The organism is Roseovarius sp. W115, assembly GCF_032842945.2.
Classification (GTDB): domain Bacteria; phylum Pseudomonadota; class Alphaproteobacteria; order Rhodobacterales; family Rhodobacteraceae; genus Roseovarius; species Roseovarius rhodophyticola.
This window is the reverse complement of sequence record NZ_CP146606.1, coordinates 691,054-717,346: the sequence shown is the minus strand read 5'-3', so window position 1 is coordinate 717,346 and position 26,293 is coordinate 691,054. Positions and strand designations below refer to the sequence as shown.

30 protein-coding genes and 1 pseudogene are annotated in these 26,293 nt (G+C 57.9%); 20 read left to right on the top strand and 11 right to left on the bottom strand.

Annotated elements, in window-relative coordinates; all coding sequences use genetic code 11:
• Positions 1-37: 37 nt before the first annotated feature.
• Entirely contained in the window at positions 38-889 is an 852-nt protein-coding gene (locus RZS32_RS03635; RefSeq protein ID WP_317055670.1) for a helix-turn-helix domain-containing protein, read from the bottom strand.
• Positions 890-994: 105 nt separating this feature from the next.
• Between RZS32_RS03635 and RZS32_RS03630 the strand changes: the two genes are divergently transcribed.
• From RZS32_RS03630 to RZS32_RS03620, 3 genes are read left to right on the top strand one after another with little or no spacing between them, the layout of a single operon-like run.
• Positions 995-1,201 (top strand): DUF2061 domain-containing protein, encoded by a 207-nt coding sequence (locus RZS32_RS03630; RefSeq protein ID WP_317055669.1) that lies wholly within the window; start codon positions 995-997, stop codon positions 1,199-1,201.
• A complete protein-coding gene (locus RZS32_RS03625; RefSeq protein ID WP_317055668.1) occupies positions 1,194-2,099 on the top strand; it encodes a fatty acid desaturase in 906 nt (301 codons plus the stop codon). Before RZS32_RS03630 ends, RZS32_RS03625 begins: the two co-directional genes overlap by 8 nt.
• A 20-nt stretch (positions 2,100-2,119) precedes the next feature.
• Positions 2,120-3,025 (top strand): DMT family transporter, encoded by a 906-nt coding sequence (locus RZS32_RS03620; protein WP_317055667.1) that lies wholly within the window; start codon positions 2,120-2,122, stop codon positions 3,023-3,025.
• Here the strand turns inward: RZS32_RS03620 and RZS32_RS03615 are convergent.
• Positions 3,022-3,733, bottom strand: a pseudogene (locus RZS32_RS03615) (NUDIX hydrolase). The gene RZS32_RS03620 and the pseudogene RZS32_RS03615 sit on opposite strands and share 4 nt — an antisense overlap.
• Before the next feature lie 25 nt (positions 3,734-3,758).
• A complete protein-coding gene (locus RZS32_RS03610) occupies positions 3,759-4,148 on the bottom strand; it encodes a DUF983 domain-containing protein (RefSeq protein WP_317055666.1) in 390 nt (129 codons plus the stop codon).
• A gap of 237 nt (positions 4,149-4,385) precedes the next feature.
• On the opposite strand from RZS32_RS03610, the gene RZS32_RS03605 reads away from it, so the two are divergent.
• The 4 genes from RZS32_RS03605 (at position 4,386) to RZS32_RS03590 (ending at position 6,401) form a co-directional block, all read left to right on the top strand.
• Positions 4,386-4,841: an EF-hand domain-containing protein gene (locus RZS32_RS03605; protein ID WP_317055665.1), complete on the top strand. Its 456-nt coding sequence runs from the start codon at positions 4,386-4,388 to the stop codon at positions 4,839-4,841.
• A 92-nt stretch (positions 4,842-4,933) separates the two neighbouring features.
• Positions 4,934-5,518, top strand: coding sequence for an RNA polymerase sigma factor (locus RZS32_RS03600; protein ID WP_317055664.1), 585 nt, complete (start codon positions 4,934-4,936; stop codon positions 5,516-5,518).
• Positions 5,515-5,904: a hypothetical protein gene (locus RZS32_RS03595; RefSeq protein WP_317055663.1), complete on the top strand. Its 390-nt coding sequence runs from the start codon at positions 5,515-5,517 to the stop codon at positions 5,902-5,904. Before RZS32_RS03600 ends, RZS32_RS03595 begins: the two co-directional genes overlap by 4 nt.
• Positions 5,904-6,401 (top strand): periplasmic heavy metal sensor, encoded by a 498-nt coding sequence (locus tag RZS32_RS03590; RefSeq protein ID WP_317055662.1) that lies wholly within the window; start codon positions 5,904-5,906, stop codon positions 6,399-6,401. The genes RZS32_RS03595 and RZS32_RS03590 overlap by 1 nt, the downstream gene beginning before the upstream one ends.
• A 4-nt stretch (positions 6,402-6,405) precedes the next feature.
• Here the strand turns inward: RZS32_RS03590 and RZS32_RS03585 are convergent, their stop codons facing one another.
• Together RZS32_RS03585 and RZS32_RS03580 are read right to left on the bottom strand one after the other, a co-directional pair.
• Positions 6,406-7,065: a GGDEF domain-containing protein gene (locus RZS32_RS03585; protein ID WP_339106808.1), complete on the bottom strand. Its 660-nt coding sequence runs from the start codon at positions 7,063-7,065 to the stop codon at positions 6,406-6,408.
• The gene (locus RZS32_RS03580) at positions 7,047-7,835 is read right to left on the bottom strand and encodes a response regulator (protein ID WP_339106807.1); all 789 of its coding nucleotides are present in this window, start codon (positions 7,833-7,835) and stop codon (positions 7,047-7,049) included. Before RZS32_RS03580 ends, RZS32_RS03585 begins: the two co-directional genes overlap by 19 nt.
• An 89-nt stretch (positions 7,836-7,924) precedes the next feature.
• On the opposite strand from RZS32_RS03580, the gene RZS32_RS03575 reads away from it, so the two are divergent.
• The 8 genes from RZS32_RS03575 (at position 7,925) to RZS32_RS03540 (ending at position 16,090) form a co-directional block, all read left to right on the top strand.
• The gene (locus RZS32_RS03575; protein ID WP_317055660.1) at positions 7,925-8,209 is read left to right on the top strand and encodes a DUF3572 domain-containing protein; all 285 of its coding nucleotides are present in this window, start codon (positions 7,925-7,927) and stop codon (positions 8,207-8,209) included.
• Positions 8,210-8,216: 7 nt separating this feature from the next.
• Entirely contained in the window at positions 8,217-8,924 is a 708-nt protein-coding gene (locus RZS32_RS03570; protein WP_422395932.1) for an HAD family hydrolase, read from the top strand.
• A complete protein-coding gene (locus RZS32_RS03565; RefSeq protein ID WP_339106806.1) occupies positions 8,921-9,808 on the top strand; it encodes a DMT family transporter in 888 nt (295 codons plus the stop codon). Before RZS32_RS03570 ends, RZS32_RS03565 begins: the two co-directional genes overlap by 4 nt.
• 91 nt (positions 9,809-9,899) lie before the next feature.
• The gene (locus RZS32_RS03560; RefSeq protein ID WP_317055657.1) at positions 9,900-11,462 is read left to right on the top strand and encodes a trimethylamine methyltransferase family protein; all 1,563 of its coding nucleotides are present in this window, start codon (positions 9,900-9,902) and stop codon (positions 11,460-11,462) included.
• A 94-nt stretch (positions 11,463-11,556) separates the two neighbouring features.
• Positions 11,557-12,153 (top strand): heme NO-binding domain-containing protein, encoded by a 597-nt coding sequence (locus tag RZS32_RS03555; protein ID WP_317055656.1) that lies wholly within the window; start codon positions 11,557-11,559, stop codon positions 12,151-12,153.
• Positions 12,150-13,289, top strand: a complete 1,140-nt coding sequence (locus RZS32_RS03550) for a diguanylate cyclase domain-containing protein (RefSeq protein ID WP_317055655.1) — start codon at positions 12,150-12,152, stop codon at positions 13,287-13,289. The genes RZS32_RS03555 and RZS32_RS03550 overlap by 4 nt, the downstream gene beginning before the upstream one ends.
• 33 nt (positions 13,290-13,322) lie before the next feature.
• On the top strand, positions 13,323-14,336 hold the full coding sequence (locus RZS32_RS03545; protein WP_317055654.1) for an SDR family NAD(P)-dependent oxidoreductase: 1,014 nt from the start codon (positions 13,323-13,325) through the stop codon (positions 14,334-14,336).
• Positions 14,337-14,518: 182 nt separating this feature from the next.
• Positions 14,519-16,090 (top strand): SulP family inorganic anion transporter, encoded by a 1,572-nt coding sequence (locus tag RZS32_RS03540; RefSeq protein ID WP_422395953.1) that lies wholly within the window; start codon positions 14,519-14,521, stop codon positions 16,088-16,090.
• Between the two features lie 11 nt (positions 16,091-16,101).
• Here RZS32_RS03540 and RZS32_RS03535 read toward each other — a convergent pair whose 3' ends face one another.
• The gene (locus RZS32_RS03535) at positions 16,102-16,707 is read right to left on the bottom strand and encodes a flavin reductase family protein (protein ID WP_317055652.1); all 606 of its coding nucleotides are present in this window, start codon (positions 16,705-16,707) and stop codon (positions 16,102-16,104) included.
• Between the two features lie 102 nt (positions 16,708-16,809).
• On the opposite strand from RZS32_RS03535, the gene RZS32_RS03530 reads away from it, so the two are divergent.
• Both RZS32_RS03530 and RZS32_RS03525 read left to right on the top strand, forming a co-directional pair.
• Positions 16,810-17,295, top strand: coding sequence for a GNAT family N-acetyltransferase (locus RZS32_RS03530; RefSeq protein WP_317055651.1), 486 nt, complete (start codon positions 16,810-16,812; stop codon positions 17,293-17,295).
• A 31-nt stretch (positions 17,296-17,326) separates the two neighbouring features.
• The gene (locus tag RZS32_RS03525; RefSeq protein WP_317055650.1) at positions 17,327-18,115 is read left to right on the top strand and encodes an EcsC family protein; all 789 of its coding nucleotides are present in this window, start codon (positions 17,327-17,329) and stop codon (positions 18,113-18,115) included.
• A 12-nt stretch (positions 18,116-18,127) separates the two neighbouring features.
• Here the strand turns inward: RZS32_RS03525 and ptsP are convergent, their stop codons facing one another.
• The 5 genes from ptsP to RZS32_RS03500 form a co-directional block, all read right to left on the bottom strand.
• Positions 18,128-20,371: a phosphoenolpyruvate--protein phosphotransferase gene (gene ptsP / locus RZS32_RS03520; RefSeq protein ID WP_317055649.1), complete on the bottom strand. Its 2,244-nt coding sequence runs from the start codon at positions 20,369-20,371 to the stop codon at positions 18,128-18,130.
• A gap of 61 nt (positions 20,372-20,432) precedes the next feature.
• A complete protein-coding gene (locus RZS32_RS03515; RefSeq protein WP_317055648.1) occupies positions 20,433-21,671 on the bottom strand; it encodes an aspartate kinase in 1,239 nt (412 codons plus the stop codon).
• A 131-nt stretch (positions 21,672-21,802) separates the two neighbouring features.
• Positions 21,803-22,447, bottom strand: coding sequence for an SDR family oxidoreductase (locus tag RZS32_RS03510; RefSeq protein WP_317055647.1), 645 nt, complete (start codon positions 22,445-22,447; stop codon positions 21,803-21,805).
• A 57-nt stretch (positions 22,448-22,504) separates the two neighbouring features.
• On the bottom strand, positions 22,505-22,951 hold the full coding sequence (locus tag RZS32_RS03505) for a DUF1178 family protein (protein WP_317055646.1): 447 nt from the start codon (positions 22,949-22,951) through the stop codon (positions 22,505-22,507).
• 83 nt (positions 22,952-23,034) lie between these two features.
• Positions 23,035-23,451, bottom strand: a complete 417-nt coding sequence (locus tag RZS32_RS03500; RefSeq protein ID WP_317055645.1) for an NUDIX hydrolase — start codon at positions 23,449-23,451, stop codon at positions 23,035-23,037.
• Between the two features lie 319 nt (positions 23,452-23,770).
• Here RZS32_RS03500 and modA point away from each other — a divergent pair, with 319 nt between their 5' ends.
• From modA to modC, 3 genes are read left to right on the top strand one after another with little or no spacing between them, the layout of a single operon-like run.
• Entirely contained in the window at positions 23,771-24,472 is a 702-nt protein-coding gene (modA, locus tag RZS32_RS03495) for a molybdate ABC transporter substrate-binding protein (RefSeq protein WP_339106805.1), read from the top strand.
• Positions 24,469-25,158 carry a molybdate ABC transporter permease subunit gene (gene modB, locus RZS32_RS03490; protein WP_317055643.1) on the top strand — a complete coding sequence of 230 codons (690 nt, stop codon included), beginning with the start codon at positions 24,469-24,471 and terminating at the stop codon, positions 25,156-25,158. Before modA ends, modB begins: the two co-directional genes overlap by 4 nt.
• On the top strand, positions 25,155-26,261 hold the full coding sequence (gene modC / locus RZS32_RS03485) for a molybdenum ABC transporter ATP-binding protein (RefSeq protein WP_317055642.1): 1,107 nt from the start codon (positions 25,155-25,157) through the stop codon (positions 26,259-26,261). Before modB ends, modC begins: the two co-directional genes overlap by 4 nt.
• The last annotated feature ends 32 nt before the right edge of the window (positions 26,262-26,293 follow it).

Sequence of the window (26,293 nt, the reverse complement as noted above, 5' to 3'; positions counted from 1 at the left end):
AAATACCCCGGGGTCTGGGGCAGAGCCCCAGCTGCGCTTACCCCCGGAGCGTCTCCAGATAGTCAGGCACATCCCGGGCTGAGACATGTGCCTCGCGCACCAGGCTGTCGAAATGTGCAGTCAATACCTGAACCCGCTCTGTATCGCGAAACGCCATGTAGTTGCGCCCCACATAGAGCACGGCCAGAAGCGGTCCAAAGACAGTAATCGGGGCAGAGTAGAGCCGCCGCGCGTCATAGATATAGAGCCGAAGGCGCGGATAAAGCTGTTGCGTGATCTGCAACAGATGCGCCATCTGTGCGGCGCGTATCTCAGTCGGTAACCCAGAATAATACCCTTCGCCGCGCGAAAAGCTTTCCACCTCATAAATCGGCAGGGCAATCTCGTAGTCCGATTGCGTGCTGCGCATCCATGTTAGCCGATCCTCAGAAGCGCCAATCGCCTGTTCCGTCGAGCGCCCCAGATGCGGTGTGTATTCCCATTCCAGCATCTCACGCGTCTTGAGCATATCGGGCAGGCCGGCTGGTACATGGCGAATTTTGTACCCTGCCGCCTCTTTGTGCCACTGATAGATCTGCTCATCGACCAAAGCCCGCGGCGCCTCGGTCAGGGCCAGTGTGTTGGCCAATACGTCCGCGGCAGTTTCTGGCCTCTCACTGAGCCCCAAAAGCCAGTCGGCGGACACGCCCAGAGTTGCTGCACATTCGCCAACGACCTGTGCATTAGGAAGCCGCGCGCCTGTGCCCTTCAACAATTGCGACACAGTGGACCTGTCCACGCCCACACCCCGCGCAAGGGCGCTTTGTGACATGGACCGATCCTGCATGGCATCCCGCAAACGGCTGCGAAACAGTTCAGCCCGGTCGCGTTTATCTGTTTTGAGGCTCATATGTTTAGTTTTATCAACATTGCCGAGATTTGTTAACCGTATTCCGAATGTCTTACTGACATTTTTTGACGTAACACTTTTGTGAATGGGGAATTGGAGCAACTTATGGAGACGAGGTCGCGCACGCTGGTCAAGGCGGTCGTTTGGAATGTTTTGGGATTGGTCTCAATGGCCCTTGTTGGTCTGGCCTTAACTGGGTCCATCGCGGTCGGCGGGGCTATGGCAGCCATCAACTGCGCCATCGGCTTTGCTGTTTATCTCATTTACGAACGTGTCTGGGCACATATCCGGTGGGGCCGCACGCATGGCTGATCCGGTGCGCAAAGACGGTGGGTTTGAGTGGCCCACTTTGGTGCTTTTGGTGGCGTGCTATGGCGTCTGGGCGCTGGGCACGACTTGGTTGGCCGCGCTTTGGCTGCCATTGGGAGTGGTCATTTCCACTCTGACCATTGCTCTTCATTCTTCGCTGACCCACGAAATGGTGCATGGTCATCCGTTCAAAAATCAGATCCTAAACGAAGCGCTCGTCTTCCCTTGCCTCAGCCTCTTTGTCCCATACCGTCGGTTCCGTGATCTGCATCTGGCGCATCATCAGGATTCCATTTTGACAGATCCATATGACGACCCGGAGTCCAACTACATGGACCCGGAAGTTTGGCTGACCCTGCCGCGCTGGGGGCAGATGGTTTTGCGGTTCAACAACACGCTGCTTGGTCGCCTGATCGTTGGTCCTGCGGCAGGTCTATATGCTTTTGTGCGCGAAGATGTCCGCGCGATGCGCCAAGGCGATTGGGCCGTCACCCAGGCATGGGTTTTGCAGGTGCCAGGCGTGGCTTTGGTGATGTGGTGGCTGAGCCTCTCGGCCATGCCGGTTTGGGCCTATCTGATCGCCGCCTATGCTGGGTTTTCCATCCTGAAAATCCGCACCTTTCTGGAACACCGCGCGCATGAGCGTGCCAGTGGGCGCACCGTTGTCATCGAAGACCGCGGGCCACTGGCGCTGCTTTTTTTGAACAACAATTTGCATGTCGTGCACCATATGCACCCCAAGGTCGCTTGGTATCGCCTGCCATCGCTTTGGGCGTCTAACCGAGATTGCTATTTGCGGCGCAATGACGGGTATTACTACCGGTCCTATGCCGAAATATTCCGCAAACACTTTTTGCGCGCCAAAGACCCGGTTCCGCATCCGCTCTGGCACAAGGAGTGATTTGAGGGCAAGAGGGGCTCATGTTCGAGCCCTGGATCCTGTTGTCCATCATGGCGGCGTTGTTTCAGACGCTGCGCTTCATGCTGCAAAAATCGCTCAGCATGGGCACGCTCAGTGCGCTGGGCGCGACCTTTGCGCGTTTCGCCTATGCCGCGCCTTTGGCCGCCTGCACAGCATTTGGGTATACGATGTGGCTGGGCGAGGGGCTGCCGCAGGTCGGATCGCTCTTTTGGCTCTATGTTCTGAGCGGCGGACTGGCCCAAATCCTGGCCACATGGTGCGTCGTGCTGCTCTTTGCCGAGCGCAATTTTGCGGTGGGCATTACCTTTAAGAAGACCGAAGTGATCCAGACCGCGCTTGTGGGCCTTATCATCCTTGGAGATCACATAAGCCTGCCTGCGTTCTTTGCGATCTTTCTGGGGCTCATCGGCGTTCTGGTGCTGTCTGACCCGCCAGAGGGCGCGACCAAATGGACAAGCCGTTTCGTCAATCGCGCCGCCGGTCTTGGGCTGGTCTCCGGTGCGTTTTTTGCCATTTCAGCAGTGACATACAGGGGTGCAACGCTTGAAGTGGCCAGTGACGATGCGTTTTTGCGCGCCATGCTTTCGGTGGCCGCAGTCACAGCCTCGCAGACCTTTGGCATGGCGCTCTACCTTCGCTGGAAAGAGCCGAGTCAGTTGTCACGCGTTTGGGCGGCACGGGCCAAGGCCATCTGGATGGGGTTTACAAGCCTTTTGGGCAGCGTGGGATGGTTCACCGCCTTCACCCTGCAAAATGCGGCTTATGTGTTTGCTGTGGGGCAGGTCGAAGTGATCTTCTCAATCATGGCGTCGGTGCTGTTTTTCAAGGAAAAGATCACCTCGCGAGAGGTGCTTGGCATGGCGCTCTTGAGCGCCAGTATCATTGCGCTCGTGGCCTTGGGTTAGTCCGAGTCTCTTGGCTCATAGCCGCGCAGGCGTAAAAACAGGCTCGCCTCGTCATCGTTGCGAAAAAACGGCACCGTCTCAGGGGGGCGGGTCGTGCACGCGCGCCTCGACCTCGGCCAGAACGACCTCAGTGATAAACGGAAGATCAAAGCTGCGCGCCTGAGAGAGCGGCACCCATTGCAAGTGGCTGAGTTCTTCCGAGGCGGCAGAAAAGTCATCCAGATCGCTGGCAATGTCACCGGCATCAATCAGGAAAAACCGCGCGTCAAAGCGCCGGGGGCGACCGGGTGGTGTGATCGCGCGAAACACAAATTGCAGCGCCTCGGCGGTGGGCACATGACCCGTTTGAGCAAAGCTCACCCAATCCGGCGCAGGCGCGACCGGCCAGTCCCCGCGCTGGCCAAGGACGAGGCCGGTTTCCTCCCACAACTCGCGAATGGTTGCAGTCGCCAGAGCATGGCTCAGGTCACGCGCGCTGTCCTCACGCAACCGGTCGGCGCATAGCGCGGGAAGGGGTCTGGCCAAGGGAATGTCGGCATCGCCCGCGTCCACAGCGCCACCCGGAAAGACGAATTTGTTGGGCATGAACGCCGCGTTGGCCCCGCGTTGACCCATCAGCACCTGAGGCCGCGTGGCGCGGTCGCGCAGCACGATCACTGTTGCCGCATCGCGAATAGCCGTTTTGTCGATGGTCTGCGTGTCGCTCATGCGCGCCCTTCCTGTCAGGAAAGGGTTAACCGGCTGCTCCGAACCCGTGCATCATGCGCGCCCATTGAAACGCTACAATCGCCCCTTTCAATCTGGGCAGAAGGTAGAGCGACAAGGTCACGCAGCCAATAGCGAAAATCGTGAAGAGAACCAGAGGCTCGGGCCGCCAAGTGGTAAACACGATATGCAACAGGGGCGCCATGAGATGGCCGACAATCAGAATTGTGAGGTAAGCCGGGCCATCATCTGCCCGATGATGGGACAGGTCCTCACGGCACACTGTGCAGGTGTCGCGCACCTTGAGATAGCTTTTCATCAAAGGGCCGCTGCCGCAATTCGGGCATTTCCGGCGAAACCCTCGTCGCACGGCGGGCCAGAGATCACGCTCGCTTTGCTGTACCTGCACGTCGCTCATTGGAAACCTCGTAGAACAATGGCGGGACCCTGACGGAAGTTGCGCAGGAATTGAACCTGACAATCCGCCACCGCGTCGCGATGTCGCAAAGTTCGTGTCGGGTGACGCCACGTCAGCACGAAAATCCGACAAATGAGCGACGGAATACGCAGGGCCGCGCGTTGAACGTCATGTGAACCGCCCGACAGAGGCGGTCACGGCACAGAGCGAAGGTTTTGCAAATTGGAGAGCAAACAAATGAAGAATTCAGTTCTGATCGGAACCCTGGCCGTATCAATTGTCTTGGGCGGCGCAGCGCAAGGGTTGGCTGCATCCGGCGGTCATGGACCACGGCACAGTTTTGAAACGCTGGACACCAACAAGGACGGACAGGTGTCGAAAGCCGAATTTGATGCGCATCGCGCCGAACGGTTCGCGAAGGCTGATACAAACAGTGATGGGCTTTTGTCGCGCGATGAAATCCTTGCGCGCGGACAAGACCGGGCTGAGCGGTTTGCCGACCGGATGTTCAAACGTCTTGATGAAAACCGCGACGGTGCGATCAGTCTGGCCGAAATGTCCGAAGGGCGCGGCAACAAGTTCTTTGATCGAGCCGACAGCGACGGCAGCGGGTCTGTGTCAAAGGCCGAATTTGACACGATGAAAGAGAGAATGGTCGAGCGCCACAAATCGCGTCAGAAGAGCCAAGATTAACGGGATAAACTCCGTGGCCTGCACAACCCGTGCGGGCCATCGGGTTTCGGTTGATTGACCTCACAGGAAAAGGCGCAGGATACTTGGGCAGGATGGCAGACCGTTCAGACCCATTGAGTGACGCGCCCAACGAGGCGCTTTTGGTACTCTTTGCCAATGGCGACAGGGGGGCGGCCGAGACGTTGGCCTTACGCCTGACGCCCAAGGTTATGGGACACGCCTATCGGCTCTTGGGGCACCGCGCGGAGGCAGAGGATGTCACGCAAGAGGCCATGTTGCGCCTTTGGCAGCAGGCCCCAAACTGGCGGCAGGGTGAGGCGCAAGTGACCACATGGCTTTACCGGGTCGTGGCCAATCTCTGCACAGACCGGTTGCGCCGCGGGGCCAGGTCCGCGCCACTGGAAGCGGCAGGCGATCCGGCGGATGATCGCGCCGGACCGGCGCAAAACATGCAAGAGGCGGCACGCGCACAAGCGCTCCAGGTTGCCCTGAATGCGTTGCCGGAGCGGCAGAGACAAGCCGTGGTGTTGCGCCATATCGAGGAACTGGGCAATCCGGAGATTGCCGAGATCATGCAAATCAGCATTGAGGCTGTTGAAAGCCTTGTTGCACGCGGAAAGAGGGCGCTGAGCGCCAGTTTGAGGGATCAAAGCGAAGAGCTGGGGTATTCGGAATGACACATGACAAAGACACTAAACGCAATCCGGAAGGTTCCTTTCTGGAGACGCATTTCGAAGCCGCGCGCCAAACCGCGCCTGCGCCTGGCAAAGATCTGGTTCAGCGTATCCTTGCGGATGCCAATGAGGTGCAATCTGGACTTTCCGTTTCTCCTGAGGTCTCCGTGCGATCCGCGCCACGTGGGATCGTGGCGCTTTTGCAAACGCTGGGCGGCTGGCCTGCTGCGGCCAGTTTGTCGAGCGCCGCAGCTGTCGGTCTTTGGATTGGCATAGCGCCGCCTGATGCACTCACACTTGTGGCGCAGGACTTGCTGCCAACACAGGTGGCGGATGGAGATGACGCGACTGCCAGTGATGGTTTTGATTTCTTTGAGGAGATGTTGTGATGGCGGATCAAACTGGCAAACCGGCAGACCCGCAGCCTGCAACACCAAGGGCACCACGATGGATGCGCGTGACGCTTGTTATGTCCTTAGCGCTGAATCTGCTGATCATTGGGGCAATTATTGGTGCTGCGAGCACGGGAGGCGGAAAATGGCGTAGCGGTGGGCATGGCGACCGTTTTGGCGGTCCTCTGACGCGCGCATTCAGCGAAGAGGATCAACGCGTTCTCAAACGGCGGATGGCCATGGCGGCTATCTCAGAACGAGACACTTGGGGCGCGCACCGTTCCGCGATGAAGAACCTAGCGCAAGCTTTGCGGAAAACACCCTACGATGCTGAAGCGGTGCGTCAGGAAATGAACAATGTCCGCGACCTACTCGGGCAACGTTTCAACAGCGCACAAAATGTCCTGACGGATCACATTGCGAAGATGAGTGATGCGGAACGCTCAGTCTTGGCAGATCGTCTGGAACAAGAACTGCGCCGCCGCAGACGCTAATGGATCATGCCGCAGAGCGTCTGCAGACTGTCACCGTGCCGCGCCCACCTGATTTTGAGCCGTAAAGCGCGCGGTCTGCGCGCCGGAAGAGTGCGTCAGGTGTAAGGCAATGGCCATCTGCTCCGTTCAGCAAGGCCACGCCAAGGCTCGTCGTCACTGTGATAGACTGCGACGCCGGGCCGGAGAGAGACCCGATTTGGATGCGCGTGTTGCGCACGGATTGGCAGATACGACGCGCTGTCTGATTGGCCTGAGCCGGTGTGACATTGGGCAGAAGTATCATGAACTCCTCGCCGCCGATCCGCGCCACGATGTCTTCCTTGCGCAAGGACCCTGACATGATTTGTGCAACCTGGGATAAAACCGCGTCTCCAGCAGCGTGACCATACCGGTCATTGACCAGTTTGAAATGATCCAGATCAGCAAGAATCAGCGCCATTTCACCCTTGTTTTGCAATGTTTCTGTCGCAAGCCGATCAAGTTGCGACATGCCGAACCGGCGATTGTAAAGCCCTGTTAAGGGATCTGTCACCGCCGCCTGCAACCCGGATTTGACACCGGCCAGCAATCGGTCGTCTTCCATCTTGCGATTGATCTGAAGGTTCAGACGCCAATTAACCTCGCCAATATGAGTGCCGTAATCGATCACATCATGTGCCCCCATATCCAGCGCAGTGGCCGCAAGGGGGCTTTGGCATAATCCATGAGCGCAATGATCTTGGCATCACGTGTTTGTGGCGCTGTGCGTAGTTCTGCCAGAGGGGCAAGCCCGTGTTCGTCGCGCGCCCTACCGATTTCAAGCAAGACAGCGTCGGGATGTGTTTGCAGGTCCTTCAAACCGCGCCCGCGGCGCATGTCGTACCGTTCCAGTTGATGTGTCGTGGCCGAGGACAGTTCTTTGTAGAACCGGTGCCAGGAAACGCCAGCTGATTTCGAATCGCGCGCTGGATGGGCGCGCGGGGTCATCGCGGCAATGCGACCGGGTCGCAGGAACGTTGCGCGTGCATCGGCAAACCCAAAGACTTCGGCGGCTTCCGGTTTGATCCACTGATCCGTGTCGCGATGTGCATTGCGCATCAGGGTGCGCAGCCGAGCCAACAGAACCGTATCCGAAATGGGAGATGTGATCACATCTGCCGCCCCTTCGCGAAAGCGGCGCATGCGGAGTTGGGCATCATCCTCGCTTGTCAAAGCAACAATGGGTGTTTTTCGGCATCCTGGAAGTGCGTGAAGCTGATCGTGAAACGCGCCGAATCCCATATCCGTCAACTCGGATGTGACGAGGACCAAATCCGGCATTTCAGTCGCACAGATTGCAAGCGCGTCTTGCGCGGAAGATGCCTGAAACACCGAGTAAAACGCAGAAGACAGTTTGACTTTCAAAACAATCCGATTGGTCGTGATACTATCCACGATCAGGATATCGCCTGACATAAGGAAACAGCCTTTCGCACTTGCCTTCAATTTGTGGCATCGACTATCCATGGCATTGGTTAAGAAACCCTTTCACGGAGTTGAACCGGATGCATGCAGCGCAAGAGGCCGCTGAAACGCTTGCGCTGCAGGTCCTGGGATGGCTTGCGGCAAAGCCGGATCTTCTGGACGTGTTCATGGGGGCCACTGGTGCCGGGCGGGATGACCTGCGCGACAGGGTACAAGACCCTGATTTTCTTGTCTCTGTGCTGGATTTTCTGATGATGGACGATGCGTGGGTTATGGAGTTTTGCACAGCCCACAACCACCCAAACGAAGCCCCAATGCAGGCGCGTGCAGCCCTGCCTGGTGGGGCGGAAGTGAACTGGACATGAACAAAACATGGTAAGCAACGTGTCAAGAAAGGTTGATGGTCTGCTCTTTGACAAAGACGGCACGCTGTTTGACTTCCACACCACCTGGAGCAGTTGGGCGGGACACATCATCGACAACCTGTCTGAGGGTGACGCTGCGCTGCGTATGCGCCTGGCCGATGCCATGCATTACAATCTGGTCCAAGGGCAGTTCGCGCCGACAAGCCCGATCATCGCAGGCACAAATCGAGAAGCGGCGGAATGCGTGGCCCAAGCCATTACGGATCGCTCGGTGGAAGAGCTAGAAGACTACCTGATGCACACTTCATCCACAGCACCCCAGGCCGAGACCGTACCGCTTGCGCCTTTCCTGTCGTCGCTGGCCGAAAACGGTGTCTCTTTGGGCGTCATGACAAATGACACCGAATACGGTGCACGCGCGCATCTGGGCTCAGCGGGTGTAACGGACCATTTCGATTTCATCGCGGGGTTCGATTCCGGCTTTGGGGCCAAACCTTCTCCTGATCCCTGTCTGGCTTTTGCACGCGCCCTGGAGTTGGACCCGGCCCGTGTTGCTATGGTGGGTGACAGCACCCATGATCTTCTCGCGGGTCGCGCGGCGGGCATGCAAACCATCGGTGTGCTCACTGGTACGGCTTTGGAGGCTGATCTTGCGCCCTTTGCGGACGTCGTCTTTCCCGATATCGGCCACATCCCGGCCTGGCTGCCTGCATGACCAAAGCACCGCTTTATGGGGTGCTACTTGCATTCGTGGGTACGGTAATCCTGACGCCCGATGCGCTGCTGATGCGGCTCTCAAACATGAGTGGGTTTCAAATGGCCGGGTGGCGCGGGCTCTTTATGGGATCCATGATGGTGCTGGCCTGGGCTATGACCAGTCGAAGCCGTGCTGGTGATCTTGCGAGGTTGCGCACGAAACCCGGTGCGCTCATCGTCCTTGCGCAAGTGTTCAACTCCACGCTGTTTTGCCTGGGCATCGCCGCGGCCCCTGCGGCTGTTGTGCTGATGGGTGTCGCGGCGGTGCCTGTCTTTGCCGCCTTACTCAGCCGCTATGTGACGCAAGAGACCACGTCGGCGGCGACCTGGGCTGCCATCGCGGCTGTTATGGCCGGAATTGGCATCGCCGTATTGGGCGGTGGGCATGGCACAGTTGCGCTCGATTGGCGTTTGATCGCGGGGGCGGGCTTTGGCCTCGGTGTGGCTTTTGCGCTTGCGCTCAATTTCGTCACCCTGCGTGCGCAACCTGATTTGCCGATCCTTCTTGCCATCGGAATCGGTGCGTGGATTGCAGGTATCATTGGCTGGACGATCACAGGCCCAGCGCAAATGATGCAGGGGGCTGTCTGGGCCATGGCTGTCACCGGACTTGTTGTGTTGCCTGTGTCCTTCTTTATGCTCTCGCTGTCAGCGCGCCATACATTGGCCGCTAATGTCAGTCTGATCATGTTACTTGAAACTGTGCTGGGACCATTCTGGGTCTGGATTGGTGTGGGTGAAGTGCCGACACAAGCAATGCTCTTGGGGGGAGCTATCGTGGTGAGCAGCCTTGGGCTGTATCTCTGGCATTTGCGGCGGCAGGCGTTGCGTGTGATACCATAGGCCATCCGCGACAGCATGTGTCGTAAAGTGACAAACCTCCGCTCCAAACCGATGCTTGCATAAGACCAAGCCACCAAGGAGGGCCAAGGTCATGGCAGAGGCATCCACACGCAGACGACGCAGCGGCGGACGGGCGGGCAACGCCACGCGACGCGGCACGACCATCATCGACCAGATGCCCTGGAACCCGCCAATCAACACTGATCGTCCAATCGAGCCGCTGACCGAAGAGGGCATTCAGGCGATCCATGACGGTGCGATGCGCATTCTTGAAGAGATAGGCGTCGAGTTTCTGAACCCTGAGGCTGTGGAAATTCTGAAAGGATCAGGGGGCTGCACGATTGACGGGGAAAACGTCCGCATGGGGCGGGATTTTGTGATGGAGATGGTGGGCAAAGCGCCGTCACAGTTTGACATCACGCCGCGCAATCCAGAGCGGACCATCACCATCGGTGGCAAGCATTTGAACTTTGGCAACGTCTCCTCGCCGCCCAGCTATTGGGATATGGAGATTGGCAAGAAAGTCACCGGTACGCGCGAGATGTGTGCCAATCTTTTGAAATTGAGCCAGTATTTCAACTGCATCCACTTTGTCGGGGGCTACCCTGTTGAGCCGCAAGACATCCATGCCAGCATCCGTCACCTGGATGTGCTCTATGACAAGCTCACCCTCACAGACAAGGTGGCCCATGCGTATTGCCTGGGCAAAGAACGGGTCGAAGACGTGATGGAGATGGTGCGCATCGCAGGCGGGCATTCGGATGAAGAGTTCGAGGCTGGACCGAAGATGTATTCCAACATCAATTCAACTTCGCCTCTCAAACATGATTTCCCGATGCTCGATGGCTGGATGCGTCTGGCCCGGCGCAATCAAGGGCTGGTGGTAACACCCTTTACTTTGGCCGGTGCGATGGCGCCTGTGACCATGGCAGGTGCTGTAGCACAATCTCTCGCCGAAGGGCTTTGCGCCATCGTCCTTGCACAGATCATCCGCCCAGGGGCTGCCTGTGCGATTGGCACGTTCACGTCCAACGTGGATATGAAATCTGGCGCACCCGCCTTTGGCACACCGGAATACATGCGCGCCACCCAAATGACCGGTCAGATGGCCCGGTTCTACGGGCTGCCCATGCGCGCCAGTGGCGTCTGCGCGGCCAATGTGCCAGATGGGCAAGCCATGTGGGAGACCTCCAACAGCCTGTGGTCGGCTGTTCAATCCGGCGCGCATATGGTTTATCACGCCGCAGGCTGGCTAGAGGGCGGGTTGATCGCATCCCCGGAGAAATTCGTGATGGATTGCGAAATCCTGCAGCATATTCAGCGATATATGGATCCGATGATCACGGCGACAGGCCCCGATGACATCGCCCTCGACGCCATTCGCGAAGTCGGCAATCAGGGCCATTTCTTTGGCATTCAGCACACGCAAGATCGCTACACCACCGCGTTTTATCAGCCCTACCTGAGCGATTGGCGCAATTTTGAAGCTTGGGAGGCCGCAGGCGGTATCTGGACAGCACAACGTGCACACCAGACTTTCCAGGACATCATCGGAGGGTTTGAAGCGCCGCCGATAGATGAGGCAATCCGTGAGGAACTGTCAGCCTTTGTCGCGCGTCGCAAAGAGGAAGGCGGTGCGCCAACAGACTTCTAGATAAAGGTAAATGCCTGACAATCAGCAACTAAATCCATTTACATCTTTTTAACACAGCCCTGCGACAGTTTCCCGGAAATTGCCGGAGGTCTTCATGCATGGGCTTATAAATCGAGCCATTGAGATGTTTGTACGCCAGACCTATGGCGGCAAGGACTGGATCGCATTGACCAAAAAACTGGATCTCGATTTCACCGAGTTCGAGGCGATGCTGACGTACGAGGATATGGTCACCATGCAGGTCTTGGAGGGTCTCTCAGACCATTTAAAAAAGGACCAGTCGGACATTCTGGAGGATATCGGCACATTCCTCGTGTCACATCCCAGTGCCGAATCCCTGCGCCGCCTCCTGCGGTTTTCCGGAAGGGATTTCGTTGAATTCCTGCATTCGCTCGAAGATTTGCCCGCACGAGCGCGCTTGGCGCTTGATGATCTGAACCTGCCACAGTTCGAATTGAAAGAGCACAATCTTGATCATTTCTCGGTAGTAATCCGGGACGAAATGCAAGGACCCGTGGCGTTTGGTCATGTGCTTATGGGGCTCTTGCGCGCTCTGGCGGATGATTTTGGTGCGTTGGTTTTGTTAGAGCACAAAGGCGGGCGCGAGGGGACAGAGGTGATTTCTGTCAATCTTTTGCATAATTCCTTCACCGAAGGTCGCCGCTTCGAACTTGCTGTGAACGCGTCATGATCTCTTCGCCAAGCCCCAATGTAACGTCAATGCTGGATGTCCTGTGCCCCATGCATGTGGTCCTCAATGCAACCGGTCATGTTGTGCACACTGGGCCGACCTTGACCAAGGTGTTTGGAGGCGACCGCCTGAACGGCAAACGGTTTTTGGAGCTTTTTGAACTCAAACGCCCCAAGCTTGGACCAAACATGCAGGATTTGCTCAGCGCCAAGGGCAAACGCCTGCATTTCATGCTGCGGCATCGATCTCGCGCTGAAATGAAGGGTGTGCTTTTACCCTTGCCGGAAAATGGGGCGTTGGGTCCTCCGGGTGGCGCGTTAATCAACCTGTCATTCGGGATATCGGTTGTTGAGGCTGTGCAGGCCTTCAACCTGAGTGATGCGGATTTTGCCATTACGGATCTTACTGTCGAGCTTCTTTATCTGGTTGAAGCCAAATCCGCCGCGATGCAGGCCTCGCGCAAGCTCAACACAAGGCTTCAAGGAGCCAAGATCGCCGCCGAAGAACGTGCATATACCGATACGTTGACCGGGCTGCGCAATCGCCGTGCGTTAGAGCCGGTCGTATCTCGCCTGATCGAGGCTGGCGAGGATTTCGCCCTCATGCAACTCGATCTGGATCATTTCAAAGCGGTCAATGATACAAAAGGCCATGCTGCAGGCGATCACGTTCTGCGCGAAGTGGCGGAGGTCTTACGCGAAGAAACCCGAGATGATGACACAATCATTCGTGTTGGAGGGGACGAATTTGTGCTGATATTTGCCACCATTGTCGAAGCAAGAACACTTGCGCAGATAAGCGCACGCCTGATTGAGCGGTTGCAACGGCCCATTGATTTCAACGGACAAGCGTGCCGCATCTCCGGCAGCATGGGAAGCACCCTAAGTTGCCAGTATGAACACCCGAACCTTGAACGCATGATGGAGGATGCGGATCTGGCGTTGTATCAGGCCAAATCAGAAGGCCGTGGGCGTCAAATCGCTTTTGACGAGCGCTTGCGGGGAATCACCTCGAAAGACGATCAATTTGCGAAAACAGATGAGGTTCGCGAGGTGAAGACACCCGTCCTGTTCCCGCTGCCAAGCAAAGAGCAACGCGAATACCTTGTGCCAACGGTTCCGGATCGGTATCGCTAGGCCAGATTGACAGCTGGCAAGGGCCCGATCCACATGACCAAGGTTTTCATCACCGGAACCGCGGGGTTCATCGGGTATCATCTGGCACAGCTCTTGCTGGATGAAGGCATGCAAGTGCATGGGCTTGACGGGATGACGGACTATTACGACGTCTCTCTCAAACAACGCCGCCATCAAATGTTGATGCAAAATCAGAGGTTTGTGGCCACGGAGGCGATGCTTGAGGATCAGGCTGCCGTGGACGCCGCCATTGATGCCTGCGCGCCCGACATCATCGTGCATCTCGCCGCCCAGGCCGGTGTGCGCTACAGCCTGGAAAACCCGCGCGCCTATATTGACGCCAATGTGGTGGGCACGTTCAACGTGATGGAGGCCGCGCGCCGCCACGAGGTGCGTCATCTTCTAATGGCGTCAACGTCCTCGGCCTATGGAGCGGAAACGGACATGCCCTATCGAGAGACGCAAAAGGCTGACACCCAGATGACAATCTACGCGGCCACCAAGAAGGCCTGCGAATCCATGGGCCACGCCTACGCCCATCTGTGGAACCTGCCGACGACCATGTTCCGTTTTTTCACGGTTTATGGCCCATGGGGGCGACCCGATATGGCCTATTTCAAGTTCGTGGATGCAATTCTCAAAGGCCGGGCGATCGACATCTACAACCATGGTGACATGCATCGCGATTTCACTTACGTGACCGATCTTGTCCGGGGTATCCGGCTTTTGATGGATGCCATCCCAGAACGCCCGGATAGCCCCGATGACATTGCGGAAGGCGACAGCCTGTCGCCCGTCGCGCCCTACCGGATCGTCAATATCGGCAATTCTCAAACCGTAAAGCTTTTGGATTTTGTGGATGCCATCGAGGAGGCGCTGGGCATGCCTGCCGCGCGCAACATGATGGAGATGCAAAAGGGCGATGTTCCGGCCACATGGGCGGACGCATCTCTGTTGCAGTCTTTGACAGGTTACCGCCCGGAGACGGACGTGCGGGACGGGATTGCGAAGTTTGTCGCCTGGTATCGCGAATACTACGACAAGTAACACGCGCCTGCGTGTCTTCCGTGCCGCGCATGGCAGCGTTCCGAATTTGACAATGGTCAAGCGCCTCGGTTGCCGCTAACAGGGCCCTCCCGCAGCTTTCCATCTACAGAGCAGGACAGTCTTTGAAACGCAGTTTGCTGGCCGACTGGGCCAAACGGATCGATTTGTCCGACCTCAACCTGATGCCACAGGAACGGCTGAGCGCATCACGCATCCGCATTGAGCTTTTGTCGGGCCTGACGGTCGCCCTTGCTCTGGTGCCTGAAGCGGTCGCATTTGCGTTTGTCGCCGGAGTGCACCCGCTTGTCGGGCTTTATGCGGCGTTCATCGTCGGCTTGATCACCGCGCTCATAGGCGGTCGTCCGGGGATGATCAGCGGCGCCACTGGCGCGCTGGCCGTGGTCATGGTGGCGCTCGTGGCACAGCATGGCGTGGAATACCTCTTTGCCACAGTTGTGTTGATGGGGCTTTTGCAAATTGCGGCCGGCGCGTTGCGCTGGGGCAAATTCATCCGGCTTGTCCCGCACCCCGTGATGCTGGGTTTTGTGAACGGGCTGGCCATAGTTATCTTCCTAGCGCAGCTGGGCCAGTTCAAGGTTCCCGGCACGATGGTCAACACTGGTCACGGGATGAGCGGCGGCGAATGGCTGTCGGGCATCGAGCTTTGGACGATGCTTGCGCTTGTGGCGCTCACCATGGCGGTGATTTGGCTCATGCCAAGGGTCACCAAGCTCGTGCCCGCACCGCTTGGCGCCATTGCGCTTGTGGCAGGAATCGTGGTGGTCTTTGGTCTCGACGTGCCGCGCGTTGGGGATCTGGCGTCCATTCAGGGCGGATTACCAAGCTTTCACATCCCCACAGTACCCCTCTCGTGGGAAACCTTTGAGATCATTTTGCCCTATGCTGTGATCCTCGCGGCGATTGGCCTTATCGAAAGCCTGCTGACCCTGAACCTTGTGGGCGAAATGACCGGCCAGCGTGGCGGCGCAAGCCAGGAATGCATAGCACAAGGAGTGGCCAACACGGCCACTGGCTTCTTTGGCGGCATGGGCGGATGTGCGATGATTGGTCAGTCCATGATCAACGTGAAATCCGGCGGACGCACACGTGTTGCAGGCATTGCCGCCGCACTGTTCCTGCTCGCCTTCATCCTCTTTGCCTCATCCTTGATCGAACAGATCCCGCTCGCGGCGCTGGTGGGTGTGATGTTCATGGTGGTGATTGGGACCTTTGCGTGGAACTCGCTGCGTATCTTGCGCAAGATGCCCCTCACTGATGCGGTGGTGATCGTCCTAGTGACGGTCGTGACGGTCAAGTATGACCTCGCGATTGCCGTTGTCGTGGGTGTCATCGTCTCGGCGCTGGCCTATGCGTGGAACAATGCCACGCGCATTCATGCCATCACCGAGACCACGCCTGAGGGCGCCAAAGTCTACCGTGTGCAGGGGCCGTTGTTTTTTGGCTCGGCGGCGGGGTTCTCTGAACTCTTCAACCCCAAATCCGATCCGGATAAGGTCGTGGTGGACTTTGCCGAAAGCCGGGTGGTTGATCATTCGGCTCTACAGGCGATCGAAGCCATTGCCATCAAATACGAAACCGCCGGAAAACGCATTCAACTGCGACACCTGACCCGCGATTGTCATCGGCTCTTGAACAAGGCCGGCCACCTCGTTGTCGATAGTGACGATGATCCCGACTATGGTTTGGCCGTGGATTATGATGTGAAAACCGGAATTCTGGGGGCAGGGCACTAACCCCTGTTGCCCTATTCCCCCGGACGGCTGAGCGAAAAGATATCGCGCACAACTGTATAATCCTTGTAGCCCATGCGCGCCAAAGGATTGTAGCTTAGCACGTCAAAGACCCCGTCTTTCAGGCAATCATCGCGCAGATGCACACCGGTCACTTCGCCAAAGACGGTGAAATTCGCCTCACCCGGTAGCTGCACGATCTGTGTCAGTTTGCATTCCAGTGCGGCCGGCGTGCTCAAAACGCGGGAGCAGGCAATTGTCTCGCACGCCACGCGCTCAATCCCGGCATCGTCAAACTCATCCACGGTTTTGTCCCAAGCCCCAGAAGTCCGGTTCATCGCGTCCTTCATGTCGTGGGCCACGATGTTGACGCAAAACACGCCGGTGTCTCGGATATTGGCCACGCTGTCCTTGGTGTCGCCACGGTCCGGTTTGGCCGAGGTTGAGGCAAACATCACCTGCGGCGGCACGTAAGCCACTGCGTTAAAAAACGAATAAGGTGCCAGATTTTCAGATCCATCTGATCCACGGGTGGAAATCCAGCCAATGGGGCGCGGCGACACAACAGCATTGAACGGGTTATGCGGCAGGCCGTGACCGTCTTCGGGGCGATAGAACATGGAACACCTCAGGATTTTTGCCGCTTGGACAATCAGTTGAATATGGAAAGACACCTAACCCCATGCTAGGCCGCGATCTACTGGTTTTTGGAAGGCTCTGCGGTGTACGATCTGACGCAGGAAACAAAAGACGACTGGTGGGAAGTCGAAGCGCTTTATGACCTGTGCTTTGCGCCGGGGCGCGAGGCGTTGTCGTCTTATCGTTTGCGCGAAGGCGTGGCGGCGGTGCCAGAGTTGTGTCTTGTGGCGCGCGATGCCGATGGCATTCTGGCCGGTGCCATTCGTGTCTGGCCTGTCACCATAGGTGAGGCGAACGCCATTCTGGTGGGCCCCATCGCGGTTCACCCCACGCGCCAAGGCGAAGGTTTGGGCGGGTATCTGATCCGGGAGGTTCTTGAAAAGGCGCGGGCGACCGGCTGGGCGCGGGCCATGCTTGTGGGCGACGCGCCGTATTACGGACGGTTCGGATTTGACCGCCTAGAGGGCGTGGAAATGCCGCCACCCACCAACCCTGAACGGGTTTTGGGCGCGGCACTGGTCCCGGATGCGTGGTCAGGGGTCAGAGGCCAAGTCACCCGCAGCGCTTGAAAATTCGCGGTGAAAACCCGATCTTGAAAATATGAAGCCTACATATCCGATTGATGTTTTGCCCCCGAAACCTCCGAAACAGGAGGTCGACGCGCGGTTGTCCGAGCTGGCGCAGCGCCACGCTCGTGCCGGAAATGTCGGCATTCAGATCCTAAACACCATCGGTGGGCAGGCCGAGGGCCTTCTGGCGCGTTTGCCGGAACCAGTGCGTGCGAAACTGGGCGAAACCACCGAATCCGCCCTGCGTGTCTCCATGAAGGCCGCACACAGGTCGCGCGATGTCGTCTCTGAAACGCCCGGTTGGTGGAGCCGCGCCCTAAGCACCGCCATGGGCGCCGCAGGCGGCATGGGAGGGTTGCCGACGGCTCTCGCCGAGCTTCCAGTGACCACCGCCGTACTTTTGCGCGCCATTCAGGACGTCGCCGTTGAGCACGGTTTCGATCCGTCCGAGCCGGGCGTGCAATACGATTGCATTCAGATCTTCGCGGCCGCCGGGCCGCTAGATCATGATGACGGCACCGATCTGGCTTTCCTGAGCACCCGTGTCGCCGTCACTGGCACCGCCGTGCAGGCCCTGATTGCGCGTGTCGCCCCGCGATTGGCCACCGTTCTGGGTCAGAAGCTCGCCGCACAAACTGTGCCTGTTCTGGGGGCCGCCGCCGGAGCCGCCACGAACTATGCTTATATGAGCTACTACCAACAAATGGCGCATGTGCATTTTGGCCTGCGCAGGTTGGCCATCGAGGCGGATGTCGCCCATGAAAACCTTGTCGAAGACTTTCGTAAGCTTGTGGAAGCGCCACCCGTAAAACGTGCCTGAACGGTAACGTTCTTAGAGTTTTTCCTTAAGATACTCCATCACCGCGGGTCTTACCGACATCACGCCTGTTTGCCGAGCCTCCTCAATCACCGCCTTGAGCTCTCTAAGGTTGGTGCGTCTCAGCACGGATTTAACCGGCCCGATGGAGGCAGGTCGCATGGAGAGCACGCGCAAACCGATGGCCGCAAAACAAGCGGCCTCGACAGGGCGGCCCGCATCTTCGCCACAGAATGATAGCGGTGTCTTATGCGCTTCGCAGCGCGCCACGATCTGTTCCAGAAAGGTCAGAAAGCTGACGTTGAGCGTGTCATAGCGGCGACGCACCAACTCATTCTCACGGTCTGCCGCAAAGAAGAACTGTTTGAGGTCATTGCCGCCAATCGACAGAAAATCGACCTCGTCATAAAAGCTGTCCGGCGCAAAGGCGAGTGAGGGCGTTTCTAGCATCGCCCCCACTTCAATCCGCTCAGGCAAGGGGTGGCCAAGAATGCGCTCACGTTCCAACGCCTTATCCATTTCGGCCCGCGCCTTTGTGAACTCTTCGCGTTGCGCCACAAAAGGGAACATGACCGTCAGGGGACGACCCGCAGCCGCGCGCACAAAGGCCTGAAGCTGCATGCGCATCACGCCCGGTTTGTCGATGCCCACCCGCACTGCGCGCCATCCCAGGGCCGGGTTCGGCTCATCCACGGCGCGCATGTAGGGCAACACCTTGTCTGATCCGATATCGAGCGTGCGAAAACAAACACGCTTGTCTTTGGCCGCTTCGATCACCCGTGCATAGATATTGCTCAGCTCGGCTCGTTTGGGCATCTGCGAGCGCACCAGGAACTGAAGCTCAGTTCGAAATAGGCCCACACCCTCGGCACCAGAACTTTCCAGGCTGGGCAGGTCAGCCATCAGCCCCGCGTTCATCATCAGCGTCACGCGCTGACCGCAAAGCGTTTCAGCGGGTTTGTCGCGGATCGAGGCATAGCGTTCCTGTGCCTGCGCCTGCATCGCCATCTTGTCGCGAAAGGCGCTGATGACGCTGTCATCGGGGCGCAGATGCACAACACCCTGATCGCCGTCCACCAGGATGAAATCCCCGTTCAGCGCTTCTGTGGTGATCCGTTCGGCATGAATGACCAGCGGGATGGCCAGCGCGCGGGCCACAATCGCCGCATGAGAGCCAACAGAACCCTCTTCCAGGACAATGCCTTTTAGCGACCGGCCATAATCCAGCAATTCTGCCGGCCCGATGTTACGCGCAATAAGGATCGGATTGTCGGGCATTTCTGCTCCGGTGACGGATCCCTGACCTGTCAGAATGCGCAAGAGCCTGTTGCTCAGATCATCCAAGTCATTCAGCCGCTCGCGTAGATACGCATCCGTGACCTGGGACATGCGTGCGCGGGCGGCAGACTGTTCTTTCTCCACTGCCGCTTCCGCCGACAGGCCGCGCGCGATATCCTCCTCCATGCGCTTCATCCAGCCTTTGGAATTGGCAAACATTCGGTAGGCTTCCAGCACCTGAAGTTGTTCCTTGTCGCCGCTCGCCGCCGTTGAGAGCATACGATCCACGCCTACGCGCAGGGTCTCAACAGCTTCGCTGAGGCGTTCCATCTCGCGGTCAGGGTCATCGGCAAACGGATTGGTGACAACAACACGCGGTTCATGCAGCCAGACGTTCCCCTGCGCGGCACCTTCCTGCGCCGTGCCGCCCCGAAACAGCACAGGCTGCTGGTGGCGTGCGGACATTGCCGCTCCTTCGCCCACAAACGCGCCCAGCTCCGCCATCTCGGCGATGACCATCGCCACAACCTCAACGGCATAAACCTCTTCATCTGAGAAAACTCTGGCTTCCTTGGATTGCACCACCAAAACGCCGAGCTTTTCGCCCAGCCTCTGCACCGGCACCCCAAGAAAAGAGCTGTAAGCCTCTTCACCGGTTTCCGGCATGTAGCGGAAACCCTTGGTCGAGGGCGCATCATCGGTATTCATCAGCTTGCCAGACCGCGCCACGCGCCCCACCAAACCTTCACCCAGCTTCATACGCGTCTGGTGAACGGCATCCGGATTCAAACCTTCAGTGGCGCAAAGCTCCAGAGTGTCTTCATCGCGAAACAGATAGATCGAGCACACCTCAGTGCGCATCTCTTCGGCAATGAGCTGCGTGATGCGATCCAGTCGCGCCTGACCTGCCGCATCCTCGGACATAACCCCGCGCAGCCGTCCCAACATCTGTCGGGTATCAGTTTGAAAATTCGACGCCATGGTCTGTCCCAATCCACCCTGCCGCGAGTCAGCAAGGCCTCACCGTGCACCATGCAGGGGATCAGGCCGCCTTGTCCAACCCAAAGGCGTCATGCAGGGCCTGAACGGCAAGTTCCATGTATTTGCGGTCGATCAGGACTGAAATTTTAATCTCTGAGGTCGCGATCACCTTGATATTGATACCTTCGTCCCGAAGTGTTTCGAACATTTTCGCAGCAACCCCCGACTGGCTGCGCATTCCGATGCCCACGGCAGACACTTTGGCAACTTCGGTGTCAGCGACCAGATCATGGAAATTGATCTCGCCACTGTCCTTGGCCGCTTGCATGGCCTTTTGTGCCCGTGCCACCTGATCTGTGGGGCAAGAGAACGTCATATCGGTACGCCCCTCTTCCGAGATGTTCTGAATGATCATGTCGACATTCACGCCCGCCTCTGAGAGCGGGCTGAAGATGGCCGCCGCGATCCCCGGGCGGTCGGCCACTGAGATCAAGGTCATCTTTGCCTCATCGCGGGAATAGGCGATCCCGTTGACCACATTGGATTCCATGATGTCCTCCTCGGCACATACAAGCGTGCCCGCATTGTCCGATTGTTCCTCAAAGCTCGACAGCACACGCAGGCGTACATTATAGCGCATCGCAAGCTCTACCGAGCGGGTCTGAAGCACCTTGGCCCCAAGACTGGCCAGTTCCAGCATCTCCTCAAAAGCGATCTTTTCCAGCTTGCGCGCCTTGTCGGTGATCCGTGGATCGGTGGTGTAAACCCCGTCGACATCCGTGTAGATGTCGCATCGTTCCGCCTCAAATGCTGCCGCAAAGGCCACCGCCGTGGTGTCTGATCCGCCCCGGCCCAGCGTGGTAATCCGGCCTTCCGGGCTGATCCCCTGAAAACCCGCAACCACGGCCACTCTCATGCCTTCGGCGAATTTGGCATTGATATTGTCCGTGGGGATTTCTTCAATCCGTGCCGCCGAATGCGCCGAGGTCGTCAGAAGCGGCACTTGCCATCCCTGCCAACTGCGGGCCGGGACATCCATTTCCTGCAAAGTTAAAGCCATCAAGCCGGCGGTGACATTTTCGCCTGACGACACCACCGCGTCATACTCGCGCGCGTCATACATCGGTGAGGTTTCATTGACCCAGCCCACCAGCTCATTGGTGCGCCCGGCCATGGCCGAGACAATGACAATCACATCATAGCCCTTGGCCACTTCCACGCCCACGCGTTTCGCGGCGCGGCGGATGCGGTCGATATTGGCAACAGATGTGCCACCGAATTTCATCACGAGCAGAGGCATGGCCTATGTCCTTGGATCACGTCGCAGGCGGTTTACGGCGCAAGCCGCAGAAGGGCAAGGTTTAGGTGGTCGCTGGGACCAAATCCTTTCTGTAAGGATTTGGCAAAAGTCTTTGAAAGACTTTTGTGCGGCTAGAATGGATGGTTGCGCCCGTCCCAGTTCTCAAAGCAGCCTGTGGAGTTCAGGTCCAGCGCCGCAAATCGTTCCATCAGACCCGCGACCGACTCCTCAACCGAAATATCGGCCGCATCACTGCCCATATCCGTGCGGACCCATCCAGGGTGATAAATACCCACTGCAATCCCCAAAGGCTTCAAATCCACCGCCAGATTGCGCCCAAGATTCAGCGCTGCCGCCTTGGAGGCGCGATAGATATAGCTGCCACCCGGCGCGCGGGTGTCGCTTGCCATTGTGCTGGACAGGATCGCGATCTTGGCCGATTTTGCCGCCTGCAGATTGGGCATCAGGGCCTGAATGCCAAGAAACACACCGGTCACATTGGCGGCAAAACTATCGGCCCACATCTGAGGTGGAAACCCATCGCTTAGCATTTGACCTTTGTCGAGATAAACGCCTGCATTGCACACCAAAAGATCAATCGCCGCTCCATCCAATGACTGGGCCAAAGCGGCATGGCTATTGGGGTCTGTCACATCCAACTCTGCTTCAAGTCCCGGTTGCCGGGACGTGCCGGTGACCTGCGCGCCGTTTGTTTTAAATGCGTCTGCCAAAGCCGCGCCGATTCCTCGGTTGGCTCCTGTGATCAATACATGCATGGCTGCCCCTCCATCGGTGATGCAGAGTACGAAGCCGTTGCACGCGCGGCAAGCGCGTTAATTTGTCTTGCGATTGGGGATGAAGGGCAGGGGGCTGACCGGTACCCCGTCCTCTATGAGCTTGCGCGCCTCTTCGGGTTTGGCCTCGCCGTGGATCGCCCGGTTCGGCGCCAATCCGTCATGAATATCCCGCGCTTGAGACGCGAAATTCATGCCGACATACTCGGAGTTTTCTTCCACCTGCTTTTTCAACGCAGCCAGCGCCTGTTCCATTTCCGTCGTCGGCGTTGTGAGCGCGGGTGACTTTGTCCCCTCGGTCGGGGCAGCAGCCACGCTGCGGCTGGCGCGCACGGTGGGAGCCATAATCGCCTTTTCCACCGCCTCCGAGCCGCACATACTACAAGTCACCATTCCGGCGCGCTTGAGCTTGTCAAACGCGTCTGAGGATTGGAACCAGCTTTCAAAGCGATGGTCCTGGTCACATTTCAATGTGAACTTGATCACGAGGATGCGCTCCAGTTACCCTTGTATACCTACACCTAATCACGCCAACGACTGGTGCAAGAATTTTCGACAAATCTCAGGGCTTATGCAACAAAACGTTTTGCGTCAAATTTACGCAACAGATGCGCAAGCTCTGGTTCCTCCACACGCTTGGACGCAGCTTTGGGGCTCATCCACTGACGTTTGCGCTTGTCATGTTCCGGGTAGTTTTTCGACAGAGATTTCACCTTTACCGGATACACCATCACAGCACAGGGCAGTTGTTCGTCCGCGCTGATACCTTTGACATAGGAATAGAGTGCAAGACACCCGCCTGACACCTTGCCTTTGACGCCGGCTTCTTCCCAGGCTTCGGTCAAGGCGCAATCAGCAGGTGTCTTGCCGTCCATGGGCCAGCCTTTGGGAATGATCCAGCGCCCTGTTCCCCGCGAGGTGATCATCAGCACTTCTGTTTTGTCGTCTTTGACACGATAACACAGCGCTGCAAATTGCGTTCGCATGTCGCGTTTGTCAGTGATTTCAACGGATAAAGGTAATTGTTTCATCTTTGCTTGGGTCACCGGGTTCTTCCCGACTTTTCTGCCACCGCCCTCAAAATGTATATGCGCAAACTAGAGCTAAATTCCATAAATATCTATATTTTTCACTGTTTTTTGAAAATTTCAGACAATATGTTGTGTTCGGGACTCTCTGTTCTTCGACATATGGGTGCGCCGCATGGGCTTGCCAATGCCATGGGGCTGAGAAATACTCGCCCCAATGATCGTGTTTTTTCACCTTTTCCTAAGGATTTGCGCTGTTTTAACAGGGCTTGTAGTCGTGCCTGTGCACGCGCAAGTGACAGTCTTCGCCGCTGCCTCGCTGCAAGGCGCACTGGAAGATGTGGCCGAGGCCTCTGATGTGGACATCGTGATCTCTTATGGCGGATCGGGGCTCTTGGCGCGGCAGGTGGCGCAGGGCGCTCCGGCTGATCTGGTGTTGCTGGCCAACGCGGCTTGGATGACTTGGCTGGACGGACAAGGCGCAGTGAAAGCCGGGTCGCAGCAGGTGTTTCTGAGCAATCAGTTGGTCGTGGTTGGTCCTGCGGGTGCAGACCGCTTGCGTGATCCAAATGCAGATGCGCTGCTGGACCGACTAGATGGCGGTCGCTTGGCTCTTGGGCAAACACAAGCTGTTCCAGCTGGCATCTATGCCCGTGAATGGATGGAAACCGCAGGGCTTTGGTCGGTCCTGCGCCCGCATCTTGCCGAAACCGAAAACGTTCGCGCGGCATTGGCCCTCGTGGCACGAGGTGAAGCGCCTTTGGGCGTGGTCTACCTCAGCGATGCAAGGGCCGAGCTGGGCGTTGATGTGGTCCATATCGTCAATCCAGAACACCACGCGCCGATTGTCTACCCCGCAGCTATCGTTGCGGGACGGGATCACCCGGATGCGCAAGCGTTTCACAAATTTTTAACCACCAAAACGGCGCAAGACATCTTCGCTGCCCACGGCTTTGCCCGCCCCGAAGGTCTCAGATGAACCTTACAGGTGCAGAATGGGCCGCTCTTGGCCTGTCGCTCAAAGTGTCCTTCTGGGCGGTTCTGATCAGTCTGCCCTTCGCCATTGCCATGGCCTGGCTTTTGGCCCGACGCGACTTTCCGGGTAAATCACTGCTCAGCGCGCTGGTGCATTTGCCTTTGGTCCTGCCGCCAGTGGTCACCGGATATCTGCTCTTACTGACATTTGGCAAAACCGGCGCTGTGGGGGCCTGGCTCAATGAGATCGGCATTGTCCTGGCTTTTCGTTGGACCGGGGCGGCATTGGCCGCCGCGATCATGGGCTTTCCGCTTATGGTACGTGCCATCCGCTTGGCGATTGAGTCCGTGGATCCCAAGCTGGAAGAGGCCGCTGAAACCCTTGGGGCTGGCCGCACAGCCCGGTTCACACGTATCACGCTTCCCCTGATTGCGCCGGGCATTCTGGCCGGGGTGGTGCTTGGCTTTGCCAAAGCGATGGGCGAGTTCGGCGCCACGATCACCTTCGTTGCCAACATCCCAGGCGAGACCCAGACACTGCCCTCTGCGATCTATGCCTTTCTGCAAGTGCCGGGAGGTGAAGAGGGGGCCATTCGTCTGACATTGCTCGCCGTGGCCGTAGCCATCGGCGCTGTGCTGATCTCGGAATGGCTGGCGCGCCGCGTGTCGCGGGGGATCGGTCGGACATGAGTTTGCAGGTTGATATCCGCCACGCTTTTGAAGGTTTCACGCTGGAGGTGACTTGCCGTGCAGGTTCGGGCGTCACAGCCGTGTTTGGCCCCTCCGGCGCAGGTAAATCCACGCTGGTGAATGCCATTGCCGGATTGTTCAAGCCGGATGAGGGACGGATCACGCTGGGCGACGAAGTGCTGTTTGATCAAGCAAGTGGACATCACTCTCCACCCGCCAAACGCCGCATAGGGTACGTGTTTCAGGACGGGCGTCTCTTTCCGCATATGAGCGTGCGCGACAATATCCGTTTTGGCGCGCGGTTTGCGCCGGGTGGCCTTGACCCAAAAGAAGATAATCGCCTTGTTGAACTGCTAGGGCTTAAAGCAGTACTGGACCGCCGTCCCAGCACCTTGTCCGGCGGTGAAAAACAACGGGTCGCGCTGGCGCGCGCTTGGCTCTCACGGCCGCGGCTGTTGTTGATGGATGAACCCCTCGCAGCACTTGATGAACCGCGCAAGGACGAGATTTTTCCCTATCTGGAACGGCTGCGGGATGTGGCGCAAGTGCCGATCATCTACGTGAGCCACAACCTTGCAGAAGTGGCGCGATTGGCCGACGATCTGATCGTCTTGCAATCCGGAAAAGTCGCTTTGTCCGGCAGCGCCGAAACTGTGCTGAGTGACCCCAAGGCTCTGCCGCTGTTGGGCGTGCGCGAGGCGGGTGCGATCCTTCCCGCTAAGGTGATAGGGCATGATGCTGACGGTCTCAGCCGTCTTGTACTGTCGGGGGGTGAAATCATCTTGCCTGGTGTCACCGCTGCACCTGGCACCATCATTCGTCTTCGGGTGCTGGCGCAGGATGTGTTGTTGTCGCGTGACCCGCCGCGAGGGCTGTCGTCTCACAACGTGCTTCCCGTGACGGTCGAAACCTTGCACCGCGGGGCTGGTCCGGGTGTGGCTGTGCGTTTGCGCGCCGGAGAGGACGTCCTTTTGGCGCGCATCACGGCCCGTGCGGCTGAGGAAATGGAGTTGGCACCGGGCGCGCAATGCCATGCCATTCTCAACGCAACAGCCGTGCCAAGAGGCAGCATCAGCGGCGGGGCAATGCCCAGCAAAACTTGAGCGCTTGACAAAGCTTAGTATTTTAGTCAGAA